This is a genomic window from Bacillus daqingensis, from assembly GCF_042654445.1.
In the GTDB taxonomy this organism is placed as follows: domain Bacteria; phylum Bacillota; class Bacilli; order Bacillales; family Salisediminibacteriaceae; genus Alkalicoccus; species Alkalicoccus luteus.
The window spans coordinates 1-11,836 of record NZ_JBHSGK010000006.1 but is presented as its reverse complement, the minus strand read 5'-3'; the positions used below and the strand labels follow the sequence as shown (position 1 = coordinate 11,836).

Sequence of the window (11,836 nt, the reverse complement as noted above, 5' to 3'; positions counted from 1 at the left end):
CGATCGGAACGTTTTTCTCCAACAAACAAATCCATTTTCCCTTCGTGTCCGGCGTGCCCGTGGAAGAAGCGCAGTCTGAAGATTTCGTGTCGTTCAGTTCTGCGAACGGCATCCACGCACGTGCGGAGCCGGACTGGCTTTTAAAGGCTCCTTGAGAGAAGCCTGTGTCCGAGTGCAGCCGCGCCATTCTCCCGTGCCTTTTTCCCTTCATACGGGATCACCCTGAGACATAGCTGAAGGCCAGCTCACGGCAGGCTCGGTTAACAGAGGGGAAATACAATCAATCGAATAACCATGTAAACAAATTGACTTTATCAACAGCCTGGTAAGACCCAGACTTCGGTCTGGGTCTTTTTAGAGGCTGCAACCCCCTCGCATAAACGAAAAAAAGAGCGCCGGCTTAGGCGCTCTTTCAATGCCGTTATGAAAAGAAAAACGTATCAACAAGGTAGAAAAACAGAATCATGGCTGCGGCACCGCCGCCGATATACAGCCATTTCTTTTTCTTAAACGCTTCTTTCTTTTTCCAGCGGTCCGGATCAAATCCGATCTCATCTGGATCGTGAACCTCGCGCTGCCGGAAGTAATCAGCGCTTGTCACTCGGGAGAGAACGATTGGGCCAAGCAGAGCTCCGGAAATAAGGCCGAAGATGTGCGCGATAATGTTAATATTCGGATTCACAAACGTCATCACGACCCCAATCCCTGTGATCACAAGAATCATCTGGGCATTCATGTGAGAGATAAGGTCTTTACGGAGAAGTACCATGTAGACGTACAGTCCAAACAGTCCGAATACTGCACCGGACGCACCCAGGTGAGCGGTGACAGGGCTGCCAATAAACAAGTACACGATATTGGCAAGTATTCCCGTGCCGAGATAAATAAACAGAAATTTCGGTCCGCCAAGCAGGCGCTCCAGCGCTGGCCCGAATAAGAACAGTGCGAACGAGTTAAATCCGACGTGCAGCAGCGAAGCGTGCAAAAAAATCGGAGTCACAAGCCGCCACCATTCACCAGCCCAAATAGCGGGGTTAAAGCCAATTCCAAGAAGATAAATTTCCTGCCCGCCCAAAAATGTAAACAGACCGGTCCAAATATAGAAAAACACATTAATCGAGAGTAAAATCGAGATCATTGGATAGGAACGAATATACTCCCCGAAGCTTTCATTGCGCAGAAACATAGCATCCCGCCTTTAATATAGAAGAAATACGCCCTTTTCAGTGGCGGGCAGCATACGATACAATACAATGCAGTGCTGCCTTTATATGCTAAGCTTATCACAGGAAAGCTCTGCAGTTCACCGAAAAGAGCCCGGGAGGAAAGTGGATGATTACAGGAACGGGGATCGACATCATTGAGCTCGACCGAATCGAAAAAGCAGGTGTCAGATTGGCACGGCGTGTCCTGACAGAGCAGGAGCTTGTACGGTATAACGAACTGACTGGACGCAGACAAGTCGAATATCTCGCCGGCAGGTTCGCTGCCAAAGAAGCATACGCAAAGGCGAGAGGGTCCGGAATTGGTTCCTCATTATCCTTTCAGGATATGGAAACAGGGTATGAAGCAGGGGGGCGCCCAACGCTGAACGCTGCTGAAGAACAAGGTATTGTGCACGTATCGATCTCACATTCACGAACCTTTGCGTGTGCGCATGTTGTCATCGAAACAGTCCACTCCCAGTGAAAACGAATACAATCGTTAGAAAATTTACACAAAAAGATGTGTAAATTCGCTAAAACGGTTTTGCATTGGCTTTTGTCAAGTGTTATGATTGTTGTGGATAACTTAATGGAAAATGGTTTGTGGGGGTGCCCGGTGACGATGGAAGTGAAGAAAAACGTAACCGTGAGTCTGCCTGAGCAGCTAGTTCAAGAACTCGACGCTTTAACTGGAGGGGATCGCTTGGAACGTAATGACGTAATTCAGCGCGCAGCGAAACTGTATGTACAGGAGCAGGAGCAGAAGAAAGAGCACATCCGAGAGTCGATGGAGCAAGGGTATATGGAAATGGCAAAAATCAACCTCAATATTGCAACGGAGTCCTTTTTAGCTGAAGAGGAGGCTGAAAGCACGCTGGACCGCCTAGTTAGCGGGGTGTAGCGGCGTTGATTGTAAAACGTGGTGACGTATATTTCGCGGATTTATCCCCCGTGGTCGGATCCGAGCAGGGTGGAGTAAGACCGGTACTCATTATCCAGAACGATATAGGAAACCGATTCAGTCCAACCGTGATCGTTGCTGCGATAACCGCGCAGATCCAGAAAGCAAAACTTCCGACGCATGTTGAAATTGACGCTGACAAGTATGGTTTTGATCGTGATTCCGTCATTTTACTGGAGCAGATCAGAACGATTGACAAACAGCGGCTGACGGATAAAATCACGCAGCTGGATGAAGACATGATGGTAAAAGTGAATGAGGGATTGAATATCAGCATTGGCCTTATTGACTTTTAGGTATCATTTATACGATTTTATTTCAGTAAAACCGGGTGCAGGTGTTGCATCCGGTTTTACTGTCCCCGGATGCCGACATTGTACTGTTAAAGACTGTTCCCGTTTCGTAAGGAGCTAAACCGGTAATCCGATAGAGCCACAATTCTATAGAAAATTTTTGATCAGCGACTGTTTGGAACGTTTGCAAATGCGCAGAATCAGTGGAATAATGAACATATAACTTTGTCGCCAAGAGTGGAGGAAGCAGCAGATATGAAAGGAAATGTACGACAGGCTATACTAGACAACCAACAGGATATAACCGAAGAGTGGGGCAGCCGAATTGAACAATTTCGGCAGGATGAGGCTCTCCAGAACGTTTCTTCAGCTGTATATGAGAGCACGAGCCGGGATTTCGTACAGAAGCTGATCATCACGATCCAGCAAAACGATGTGAGCGGCCGAGATTTAAACCAATTTGTAGAGCGGCTGATTCAAATGGGCTGGCCGCTTAACTTCATTACAAGAGGCTTGCAGGAATTCCGAAAGTCTGCGGTGAAAGTAATAGCAGACCATGATGGGGAAATCAAAGACCAGCTTGAACTATTTCAGGAAATTGAAAGCTGGGTGGACGATGTCGTGGATCAGCTGGTTAACCAGTATTCCGGGTCGTGGGAAAACACAGTGTTTTTGCAGAAGATGGCATTAAAAGAACTGTCAGCTCCCCTTATTCCCGTATTTGATAAGATCAGCGTCATGCCGCTCGTAGGGACGATTGACACCGAGCGGGCGAAGCTGATCATGGAAAACCTTCTTGACGGGGTAATTGAGCACCGTTCGCAGGTGGTTCTGATTGATATTACCGGTGTGCCTGTAGTGGATACGATGGTGGCTCATCATATTATCCAGGCATCTGAAGCAGTGCGCCTTGTCGGAGCGACGTGCATCCTTGTCGGTATCCGCCCTGAAATCGCCCAGACGATCGTCAATCTGGGAATTGATCTGGGCAAATTCCCAACTAAAAGCACGCTTAAAAAAGGTATCGAAACAGCGCTTGGCATGACAAAGCGCGAGATTGTTGAACTTGAAGGATAGGGGGACCTCATTTTGCGAATTCCTATATTAAAGCTTCATGATTACCTGCTTATTTCCGTGCAGGTGGAGCTGGATGACCAGACAGCACTTCAATTTCAGGAAGATGTTCTGGAAAAAATTCATGAAGAAGGGTCACGTGGCGTTGTAATCGATTTAACGTCCGTTGATATGATCGATTCATTTATCGCAAAGGTACTTGGTGATGTGGTGGATATGTCCAACTTGATGGGAGCAAAAGTGGTGCTGACTGGAATTCAGCCTGCTGTTGCTATCACGTTGATCGATATGGGCATTGTTCTGGATGAAGTTCCGACTGCATTGGACCTTGAGCAGGGGCTGGAAAGACTCCAGCTCGAATTGGAGGGGTGAAACATGCAAGTTCAGACCCATGTCGATATTAACAGTGAATGGGGGATCGTGGCAGCCAGGCAGGCCGGGCGAAAGCTCGCGCGCGAAATCGGCTTCGGCTCCGTTGATCAGGCACGTATAACCACAGCCATCTCAGAGCTTGCACGTAATATTTATTTGTACGCAGATCAAGGTCAGATAAAAATTGAAGAAGTAGCGGAAGGCGGTAAACGGGGCATGAAAATAATTGCCTCCGATCAAGGTCCCGGAATCAAGGATCTTCGCCGCGTCATGGAAGACGGGTTTACGACGTCGGGTGGACTTGGAGCAGGTCTTCCGGGAGTGAAGCGTCTGATGGATGATTTTGCTATTGAATCTGAGCTTAATCAAGGTACTGTCATTACGGCAGTGAAATGGCTTCGATAACATAGACAGATAAGCAGGGGGTGCAGGCTGAGTGGAGGATATGCAGGTTTCGATGTATCGATTATACAAAGATATGCTGACGAGCTACCTGCGTGATAAAAGTGAAACCGCCCTGTATCACGCTCAACAGTTCAGCAAACAAATGATGGAGCAGGATATGTCTCCGGAAGAAACGGTCAGCCTCCATTTGTCCGTGTTTCAGGAATTGGCTGAAGACCTGCCGGAAGAAGTGACAGATTCATTTGACCTTCTTCTGGAGGTCATGATTGGATACGGACTTGCGTACCGGGAGCACCAAAGCCTCCGCGATCGACAGCAGGAGCTGGAATCAGAGCTGAATGTTGCTGCTCAGATGCAGCGAACGCTTCTGCCGGACAAGCAGATTAAAACGGATGAAATTGATTTTGGTGTGATCAGCGTGCCCGCAGGGAAGATGAGCGGAGATTATTATCATTACGATGAGGACACTGTAGGAAACTTTGCTGTCGCAGTCGCTGATGTCATCGGCAAAGGGGTACCTGCGGCAATGTCGATGTCGATGATAAAATACGCGATGGACACGCTGACGGACAAGCAGACCGAACCGGCCGGTGTTCTGGAAAGCCTTAACCGAGTAGTAGAACGGAACATTGACGAGGACATGTTTATTACCATGATGTACGGTGTTTACTATCCGGACAGCCATCAGTTTCATTTTGCAAGCGCCGGGCATGAGCCGGGCTTTTTCTATCGTTCAGCAGAAGAGTCGTTTGAGAGTTTGGAGGCGAAAGGTCTCGTGCTTGGGGTATCTCCAAAAGTTCGATACGAAGAGCGCGGCTTCCGCCTGGATCCGGGCGACTTTATTGTGTTTTTATCCGATGGTGTAACCGAAAGCCGTGTCGACGGGGAGTTCATAGAACGGGATACGGTTGTCAGCATGATAAAAGAAAGACTTCATCTCAGTGCTCAAGAAATTGTTAACGAATTGTTTGAAGAGCTTGAAAAAGCACAGGAATTCCAGCTTCGGGATGATTTTACGTTAATGATTTTAAGAAGGAAGTTTTAAGGAACTGCCCTCCGGGTAAAGAGATTAAGATAATGCATAATATTCAGGAGGGGAAAAGATGAACTTAGATATCCAGGTTTCCGACTACGAAAGCAAAAGTGTTGCACAAGTTTCAGGAGAGGTTGATGTTTACACGGCTGCGAAGCTGAAGGAAACGATCACACCGCTTGCGGAGCAGGAGGACAAGCGGCTGATTATTGACCTTTCCGGAGTGGATTATATAGACAGTACAGGACTGGGGATCTTCATCGGGGCGCTGAAGGCAAGTGAGAAGGCAGGTACGTCATTAACACTGACCGGATTGAATGCACGAGTGAAGCGTCTGTTTGAAATCACCGGCCTGCATGAGGTCATTGATATCGACCACGCGAAGAGGGAGGAAGCATAAGCATGGCCCATCAGTCTGAACTTATCGAAATGAAGGTACCGGCGAGGCCAGAATATGTCGGCGTTGTGCGTCTAACTGTGTCTGGAATAGCGAACAGACTTGGCTATTCCTACGATGACATCGAAGATATTAAAATTGCAATCGCAGAAGCGTGTACCAACGTGGTTAATCACGCTTACCCTGAGCAGACCGAGCATGCGAGCATGCATGTCAGCTTTGCTATTTTTGAGAACCGCCTTGAGCTTGTGGTGGCTGATAAAGGCGGCGCTGTTGATATCGAAGAATTAAACCGCGGCCGCGGTCCGATCACGAAAGACCAGCCCGTTGAGGACCTTAAGGAAGGAGGGCTGGGGCTGTTTCTGATTGAGACCCTGATGGATGAAGTGGAAATCCGCAGTGAAGACGGTGTCATGATAATCATGACAAAGTTCCTTCAAAGAGATGAGGTGGATAGCGATGTCGACAGAACCTCAGAAGAACCAACAAAACACCAGTGAAGCGAAGCAGAAAATTCTCGATAAGATTGCAGAATTTCAGGAAACGAACGATGATGAACTGCAGACAGAGCTCGTTCTCGAATTTGAGAGCCTCGTCCATGCACTTGCCCGGAAATTTTCCCGGGGACAGCGGCACGATGAAGATTTAACGCAAGTAGGGATGATCGGGCTTCTTGCGGCACTGCGCCGGTTTGATCCATCATTTGGCCGCAGCTTCGAATCCTTTGCGGTGCCGACGATTGTTGGAGAAATTAAGCGCTTCATCCGTGATAAAACATGGAGTGTTCACGTACCTAGAAGAATTAAGGAACTGGGACCGAAAATTAAAGGCGCTGTTGAAGATTTGACGACGACACTTCAACGTTCCCCGAGTGTTCATGAAATAGCAGACCATCTCGGTGTTTCGGAGGAAGAAGTACTGGAAACGATGGAGATGGGCAAAAGCTACCAGGCTTTATCAGTCGACCGCTCTATTGAAGCAGACGACGAAGGGAGTGCTGTTACGCTGCTCGATCTGGTTGGTCAGGACGAGGGCGGCTACGAAAAAACAGATCAGCAGCTCCTGCTTGAAAAAGCGTTTGCTGTATTAACGGACCGGGAAAAGCAAATTTTACAGCTTACGTATTTCGATAATCTCAGTCAAAAGGAAACCGGTGAGAAGCTCGGCATTTCTCAGATGCATGTGTCCAGACTTCAGCGCCGGGCTTTGCAAAAACTGAGAGAGTCAATCCGCATAGAAGCAACGGAGGCTTTTTAAATGATTGAACACCTTCATCTGGATGATTCGGACATAAGCGTTTACCATACAGCAAAAGGGAACAACTGGTGTTCCGGCGACAGTTTTTTCGGTACAAGCCGGGACGGAACAGTGACCTGTGCATTGGCAGACGGTCTGGGAAGCGGCGAAGAGGCAATGCATGCCTCCAAGCTTGCAATGGAAGTGATCGAGTCAAATCCGGATGAAGCGTTGGAGCGGCTGATTCAGTTGTGCAATGACAGAATGTGGGGCACGCGCGGTGTTGTCCTTTCCATTTTGCGAATTGATGTTCAAAACCGCCGGTGTGAATACATTAATATGGGTAATATTTCCTGTCATTTTTATCATCCAGACGGAGATATGATTCGGCCGGTCCCAAAACGAGGCTATCTTTCAGGCAGGAAAGTAAAGCTTCGCACACAGTCTTGGGAATACCGTCCGGGCATGGTGTTTACGATGTACTCGGATGGCTTCCCTCAGGATCCGTTATCCGATCGGCTGTTCTCAGCAAACGATACGCCAGAAGCGATTATGGACCGACTGTCTGATTTATTCGAGCACGTAGATGATGATGCAACCGTCATGATTGGGAAAGCTTACGTATAGGAGTTCGAGGCTGTCTTTCGTCAAGAAGGATAGCTTTTTTTGTGTTCTAAAGTGCCGCGGCGAGCACGTAAATCTTTCTGGAGAATGTCGAGGCTGTCTGAAGGAAGAGTCTGCAAATGTTATAATCAGAAACGGAAAGGGGAATGATGATGGATCAAACGATTGTAAAGCACGTACATACGGAAACAAACCTTCCGATTGCGAAAGTGGAAACCGTGCTGAAGCTTGCGGAAGAGGGAAATACGGTACCGTTCATCGCCAGGTATCGAAAAGAAATGACGGGCGGAATGGATGAAGAGGAAATTCGCAGCGTTCTCTCTATTTGGGAATACGCTGTTTCACTTGCGAAACGAAAAGAAGAAGTCCAGCGATTAATTGAAGAGCAGGGAAAGTGGACAGAGGAACTCGCAAATAATCTGCAGCAGGCAAAAAAGCTGCAGGAGGTAGAAGACCTCTATCGACCGTACAAACAGAAAAAACGAACTCGAGCATCAACTGCAAAGGAGCAAGGTCTGGAGCCGTTAGCGCAGTGGCTGCAAAGCTGTTCGGCCGGCGATCCATTGGAACAGGCATCGGCGTATGTATCAGAATCGGTCGAGACAGCAGAGGATGCACTACAAGGTGCAAGGGATATCATTGCCGAATTTGCAGCGGATGACCCTTCCGTGCGGCGGTACGTCAGACATCAAGTATGGAAGAGAGGCAGTTTGAAGGTTGAAAAAAAGGCGAAGGCGGAGGATGAAAAAGAAGTGTTCGCCCTTTATTATGACTATGAGGAGAAAATAAGTCGAATGGTGCCTCACCGGACCCTGGCTGTAAACCGTGGAGAAAAAGAGAGCGTCCTGCGAGTAAAAGTGATCCCTCCGGCAGAGGAGATCGAAAAGTGGGCTGTTAATCGAATGGTAAGACGTACTGTCCCGGCTGCAGAGCAGCTTCAAGCAGCGATAGAGGACAGCCTGAAACGGCTTATCTATCCTGCAGTAGAACGGGAAATCCGCGGTGAGCTGTCAGATAAAGCAGAAATGCATGCCATTGAAGTTTTTTCAACAAACCTTCGTCAACTGCTCCTGCAGCCTCCGTTGAAAGGACACGTCGTGTTAGGAGTGGACCCGGCATACAGAACTGGGTGTAAACTGGCAGTAGTGGACGAGACCGGGATGCTGCTGGAAACAGGTGTTGTCTATCCGACAGCGCCGCACCATCAGACGAAAAAAGCAGAAGCTGAAGTCACCCGTATGATCAGTCGCTACGGTGTAACGATGATTGCTGTCGGAAACGGCACGGCATCACGGGAAACAGAGCAGTTTATCGCTGAAGTCATTCAACGGCAGCGAGCGGATATTTATTATTTAATTGTCAATGAAGCTGGTGCGAGCGTGTACTCGGCTTCAAAAACAGCGAAAGAAGAATTTCCGAAGCTTCAGGTAGAAGAACGGAGTGCAGTGTCGATTGCGCGCCGTCTTCAAGACCCGCTGGCAGAACTTGTGAAAATCGACCCGAAGTCTGTCGGTGTCGGCCAGTATCAGCACGATGTGACCCAATCTAAGTTGTCAGACAGCCTTACTTTCGTAGTGGAAACGGTCGTAAACAGAGTCGGGGTTAATGTCAATACGGCGTCTGCTTCGCTGCTTGCGTATGTTTCCGGCTTATCACCGGCTGTGGCCGGCAACATTGTCCGGCACCGTGAATCGGAGGGGCGATTTCAGAAACGGACCGATTTAAAAAAGGTACCCCGGCTCGGAGCGAAAACGTACGAGCAAAGTATCGGATTTCTGCGCATTCCTGATGGAAAGGAGCCGTTGGATGCGACATCGATCCACCCAGAAAGCTATAAAGAAGCAGGGGCATTGTTGAAGCAGCTGTCATTAAATGCTTCAGAGATCGGATCAGACAAGGCTTCGGAAGCGGTGAAGCAGCTGAATCATCAGAAAGCAGCAGACTCGCTTCGTATCGGTCTGCCTACATTAGAGGATATTCTGGATGCCTTCCGCAGGCCGGGCCGCGATCCTCGCGAAGAAGTAGCGAAGCCGTTGCTGAAACAGGATGTTTTGTCGATGGAGGATTTATATGAAGGGTTGGAGCTGGAGGGGACCGTCCGAAACGTGGTTGATTTCGGTGCGTTTGTAGATATCGGTGTTAAGCAGGATGGTCTCGTTCATATTTCCAAGCTTGCCGATCGTTTCGTCAAACATCCGATGGATGTAGTAGCTGTAGGTGACGTAGTGACAGTCTGGATTGATGGAGTTGATGTACAAAAGGGGCGTATCTCCCTTACGATGAAACGTCCTTCATAACGAATAAAAGGGAAAGGAGCTGTCTGTTTAGGGCAGCTTTTTTACTGGGTGAACTTGATTGTCGGTTAGGCTGCCTAACAGTCATTATGTAATGGATTCTCGTCCAGTAAACGGATTTGAAACGGCTTCGTGCGACCGAATAAAAGAGTCAGTAGAGGAGTAGGCTGCTACATGATATGATAGAAACTATGAAGGCACACAGCAGGAGGATGACGTTGACGAATGAAGAGCTGCAGCTGCTGATTAAGCAGATTTCAATCGACTGTTTTGGAAAGCCATTCAGACACCGTGCCGTCTTTAATAAGAGGCTTCGCACGACCGGAGGAAGGTACGCGCTCCATTCACATACTATTGAGATAAACCCAAAGCACATGGAGCATTATGGAGAAAATGAACTGATCAGCATTATTAAGCATGAGCTGTGCCATTATCATCTCCACCTCGAAGGGCGAGGATATCAGCATCGTGATGCTGATTTTAAAGCGCTGCTTCAAAAAGTGGGGGGAGCGCGGCATTGCAAATCGATTCCCGGAGCGAAACAAACCTCTTCGATTATTCACGTTTATGAATGTGCCTCGTGCCGGTTTCAATATCCGCGCAGACGAAGGATGAATACCGAAAAATACGTGTGCGGCAAATGCCGTGGAGTGCTGAAAAAAATCGAAGAAAAAAAGTTGCAGAAATCGTTGACGTCCTTAAAAGGGATGTGATACATTATAAAAGTCGCCGAAAGGGCAGGCGCTAAAAGCGCTTTAAACCCCGCAGCGGCACGGAAAAACTTTTGAAAATATATTGACATAACATTTTCCCTGATGTTAAGATATTACTTGTCTCCCAAAGAGAGGGACACACTATTCCACAGTAGCTCAGTGGTAGAGCAATCGGCTGTTAACCGATGGGTCGTAGGTTCGAATCCTACCTGTGGAGCCATCAAGGAGAAGTACTCAAGTGGCTGAAGAGGCGCCCCTGCTAAGGGTGTAGGTCGCGCAAGCGGCGCGAGGGTTCAAATCCCTCCTTCTCCGCCAGCATTTAGGCCCGTTGGTCAAGTGGTTAAGACACCGCCCTTTCACGGCGGTAACACGGGTTCGAATCCCGTACGGGTCACCATACTTACTTTATCTCAATCAGACAACTTGTCTGTTTTTGGAGGATTAGCTCAGTTGGGAGAGCACCTGCCTTACAAGCAGGGGGTCGGCAGTTCGAGCCTGTCATCCTCCACCATCGACACTTTATAAGGTCCCGTGGTGTAGCGGTTAACATGCCTGCCTGTCACGCAGGAGATCGCGGGTTCGATTCCCGTCGGGACCGCCATTTAATTTCATATAGAAACAAGCAACAATTTTTAGTCATGCGGGTGTGGCGGAACTGGCAGACGCGCTAGATTTAGGATCTAGTGTCTTCGGGCGTGGGGGTTCGACTCCCTCCACCCGCACCATGATTATTACAAGCTTGCGGTTGTGGCGGAATGGCAGACGCGCTAGGTTGAGGGCCTAGTGGGGTAACACCCGTGGAGGTTCGACTCCTCTCAACCGCACCATTTTTATTTTAATGAGTGAAACGGGAAGTAGCTCAGCTTGGCAGAGCACTTGGTTTGGGACCAAGGGGTCGCAGGTTCAAATCCTGTCTTCCCGACCATCTTTGACTCTGCACAAACTTTATATTCTTTCATCTACATGCGGGTGTAGTTTAGTGGTAAAACCTCAGCCTTCCAAGCTGATGATGTGGGTTCGATTCCCATCACCCGCTCCATTTTTATGCCTGTAATCATGGCGGGGGCCTGTAGCTCAGCTGGTTAGAGCGCACGCCTGATAAGCGTGAGGTCGGTGGTTCGAGTCCACTCAGGCCCACCATTGACTTGATTACTTGCAGCGGCCTTTGAAAACTAAACAAAAGACAAGAAGAAGGAAAGAGAATGAATCATTCTCTGTCAATTTTTGAA

General features: G+C 48.4%; 14 protein-coding genes and 10 tRNA genes. 23 read left to right on the top strand and 1 reads right to left on the bottom strand.

The window, feature by feature from the left end:
• Nucleotides 1-421: 421 nt before the first annotated feature.
• On the bottom strand, nt 422-1,186 hold the full coding sequence (locus tag ACFO4L_RS08090; RefSeq protein ID WP_377909175.1) for a rhomboid family intramembrane serine protease: 765 nt from the start codon (nt 1,184-1,186) through the stop codon (nt 422-424).
• A gap of 146 nt (nt 1,187-1,332) precedes the next feature.
• On the opposite strand from ACFO4L_RS08090, the gene acpS reads away from it, so the two are divergent.
• From acpS to ACFO4L_RS07975, 23 genes are all read left to right on the top strand, one after another.
• Nucleotides 1,333-1,689 (top strand): holo-ACP synthase, encoded by a 357-nt coding sequence (gene acpS, locus ACFO4L_RS08085; RefSeq protein ID WP_377909174.1) that lies wholly within the window; start codon nt 1,333-1,335, stop codon nt 1,687-1,689.
• Nucleotides 1,690-1,827: 138 nt separating this feature from the next.
• Entirely contained in the window at nt 1,828-2,106 is a 279-nt protein-coding gene (locus ACFO4L_RS08080; RefSeq protein ID WP_377909178.1) for an antitoxin, read from the top strand.
• Nucleotides 2,107-2,111: 5 nt separating this feature from the next.
• Entirely contained in the window at nt 2,112-2,462 is a 351-nt protein-coding gene (locus ACFO4L_RS08075; RefSeq protein ID WP_168008445.1) for a type II toxin-antitoxin system PemK/MazF family toxin, read from the top strand.
• 252 nt (nt 2,463-2,714) lie between these two features.
• Nucleotides 2,715-3,536: an RsbT co-antagonist protein RsbRA gene (locus ACFO4L_RS08070; protein ID WP_377909173.1), complete on the top strand. Its 822-nt coding sequence runs from the start codon at nt 2,715-2,717 to the stop codon at nt 3,534-3,536.
• Between the two features lie 12 nt (nt 3,537-3,548).
• Nucleotides 3,549-3,905: an STAS domain-containing protein gene (locus ACFO4L_RS08065; RefSeq protein WP_168008441.1), complete on the top strand. Its 357-nt coding sequence runs from the start codon at nt 3,549-3,551 to the stop codon at nt 3,903-3,905.
• Between the two features lie 3 nt (nt 3,906-3,908).
• Complete coding sequence (locus ACFO4L_RS08060; protein WP_377909172.1) at nt 3,909-4,310, top strand: anti-sigma regulatory factor; 402 nt, start codon at nt 3,909-3,911, stop codon at nt 4,308-4,310.
• A 40-nt stretch (nt 4,311-4,350) separates the two neighbouring features.
• On the top strand, nt 4,351-5,355 hold the full coding sequence (locus tag ACFO4L_RS08055; RefSeq protein ID WP_377909177.1) for a PP2C family protein-serine/threonine phosphatase: 1,005 nt from the start codon (nt 4,351-4,353) through the stop codon (nt 5,353-5,355).
• Nucleotides 5,356-5,413: 58 nt separating this feature from the next.
• On the top strand, nt 5,414-5,743 hold the full coding sequence (locus ACFO4L_RS08050; protein ID WP_377909171.1) for an STAS domain-containing protein: 330 nt from the start codon (nt 5,414-5,416) through the stop codon (nt 5,741-5,743).
• 2 nt (nt 5,744-5,745) lie between these two features.
• Nucleotides 5,746-6,240: an anti-sigma B factor RsbW gene (rsbW, locus tag ACFO4L_RS08045; RefSeq protein WP_377909170.1), complete on the top strand. Its 495-nt coding sequence runs from the start codon at nt 5,746-5,748 to the stop codon at nt 6,238-6,240.
• Nucleotides 6,200-6,997 (top strand): RNA polymerase sigma factor SigB, encoded by a 798-nt coding sequence (sigB, locus tag ACFO4L_RS08040; RefSeq protein ID WP_168008433.1) that lies wholly within the window; start codon nt 6,200-6,202, stop codon nt 6,995-6,997. Before rsbW ends, sigB begins: the two co-directional genes overlap by 41 nt.
• A complete protein-coding gene (locus ACFO4L_RS08035) occupies nt 6,998-7,603 on the top strand; it encodes a SpoIIE family protein phosphatase (protein WP_377909169.1) in 606 nt (201 codons plus the stop codon).
• A gap of 143 nt (nt 7,604-7,746) precedes the next feature.
• The gene (locus tag ACFO4L_RS08030; protein WP_377909168.1) at nt 7,747-9,897 is read left to right on the top strand and encodes a Tex family protein; all 2,151 of its coding nucleotides are present in this window, start codon (nt 7,747-7,749) and stop codon (nt 9,895-9,897) included.
• A gap of 215 nt (nt 9,898-10,112) precedes the next feature.
• Nucleotides 10,113-10,607, top strand: coding sequence for a SprT family protein (locus tag ACFO4L_RS08025; RefSeq protein WP_377909176.1), 495 nt, complete (start codon nt 10,113-10,115; stop codon nt 10,605-10,607).
• Nucleotides 10,608-10,752: 145 nt separating this feature from the next.
• Nucleotides 10,753-10,827 (top strand) — tRNA-Asn (locus ACFO4L_RS08020).
• A 4-nt stretch (nt 10,828-10,831) separates the two neighbouring features.
• Nucleotides 10,832-10,922, top strand: a tRNA-Ser gene (locus tag ACFO4L_RS08015).
• Nucleotides 10,923-10,929: 7 nt separating this feature from the next.
• Nucleotides 10,930-11,004, top strand: a tRNA-Glu gene (locus ACFO4L_RS08010).
• Nucleotides 11,005-11,042: 38 nt separating this feature from the next.
• Nucleotides 11,043-11,118, top strand: a tRNA-Val gene (locus ACFO4L_RS08005).
• A 14-nt stretch (nt 11,119-11,132) separates the two neighbouring features.
• Nucleotides 11,133-11,208: transfer RNA gene (locus ACFO4L_RS08000), tRNA-Asp, on the top strand.
• Nucleotides 11,209-11,247: 39 nt separating this feature from the next.
• Nucleotides 11,248-11,332 (top strand) — tRNA-Leu (locus ACFO4L_RS07995).
• A 16-nt stretch (nt 11,333-11,348) separates the two neighbouring features.
• Nucleotides 11,349-11,434: transfer RNA gene (locus ACFO4L_RS07990), tRNA-Leu, on the top strand.
• 21 nt (nt 11,435-11,455) lie between these two features.
• A tRNA-Pro gene (locus ACFO4L_RS07985) sits at nt 11,456-11,532 on the top strand.
• A gap of 40 nt (nt 11,533-11,572) precedes the next feature.
• Nucleotides 11,573-11,646, top strand: a tRNA-Gly gene (locus tag ACFO4L_RS07980).
• Between the two features lie 24 nt (nt 11,647-11,670).
• A tRNA-Ile gene (locus tag ACFO4L_RS07975) sits at nt 11,671-11,747 on the top strand.
• The last annotated feature ends 89 nt before the right edge of the window (nt 11,748-11,836 follow it).

Coding starts and splice junctions, on each gene's coding strand:
- sigB (WP_168008433.1), top strand. CDS start 6,200: ATGTCGACAGAACCTCAGAAGAACCAACAAAACACCAGTGAAGCGAAG.
- ACFO4L_RS08030 (WP_377909168.1), top strand. CDS start 7,747: ATGATGATGGATCAAACGATTGTAAAGCACGTACATACGGAAACAAAC.
- ACFO4L_RS08080 (WP_377909178.1), top strand. CDS start 1,828: ATGGAAGTGAAGAAAAACGTAACCGTGAGTCTGCCTGAGCAGCTAGTT.
- acpS (WP_377909174.1), top strand. CDS start 1,333: ATGATTACAGGAACGGGGATCGACATCATTGAGCTCGACCGAATCGAA.
- ACFO4L_RS08035 (WP_377909169.1), top strand. CDS start 6,998: ATGATTGAACACCTTCATCTGGATGATTCGGACATAAGCGTTTACCAT.
- ACFO4L_RS08070 (WP_377909173.1), top strand. CDS start 2,715: ATGAAAGGAAATGTACGACAGGCTATACTAGACAACCAACAGGATATA.
- ACFO4L_RS08060 (WP_377909172.1), top strand. CDS start 3,909: ATGCAAGTTCAGACCCATGTCGATATTAACAGTGAATGGGGGATCGTG.
- ACFO4L_RS08090 (WP_377909175.1), bottom strand. CDS start 1,186: ATGTTTCTGCGCAATGAAAGCTTCGGGGAGTATATTCGTTCCTATCCA.
- ACFO4L_RS08055 (WP_377909177.1), top strand. CDS start 4,351: ATGCAGGTTTCGATGTATCGATTATACAAAGATATGCTGACGAGCTAC.
- rsbW (WP_377909170.1), top strand. CDS start 5,746: ATGGCCCATCAGTCTGAACTTATCGAAATGAAGGTACCGGCGAGGCCA.
- ACFO4L_RS08050 (WP_377909171.1), top strand. CDS start 5,414: ATGAACTTAGATATCCAGGTTTCCGACTACGAAAGCAAAAGTGTTGCA.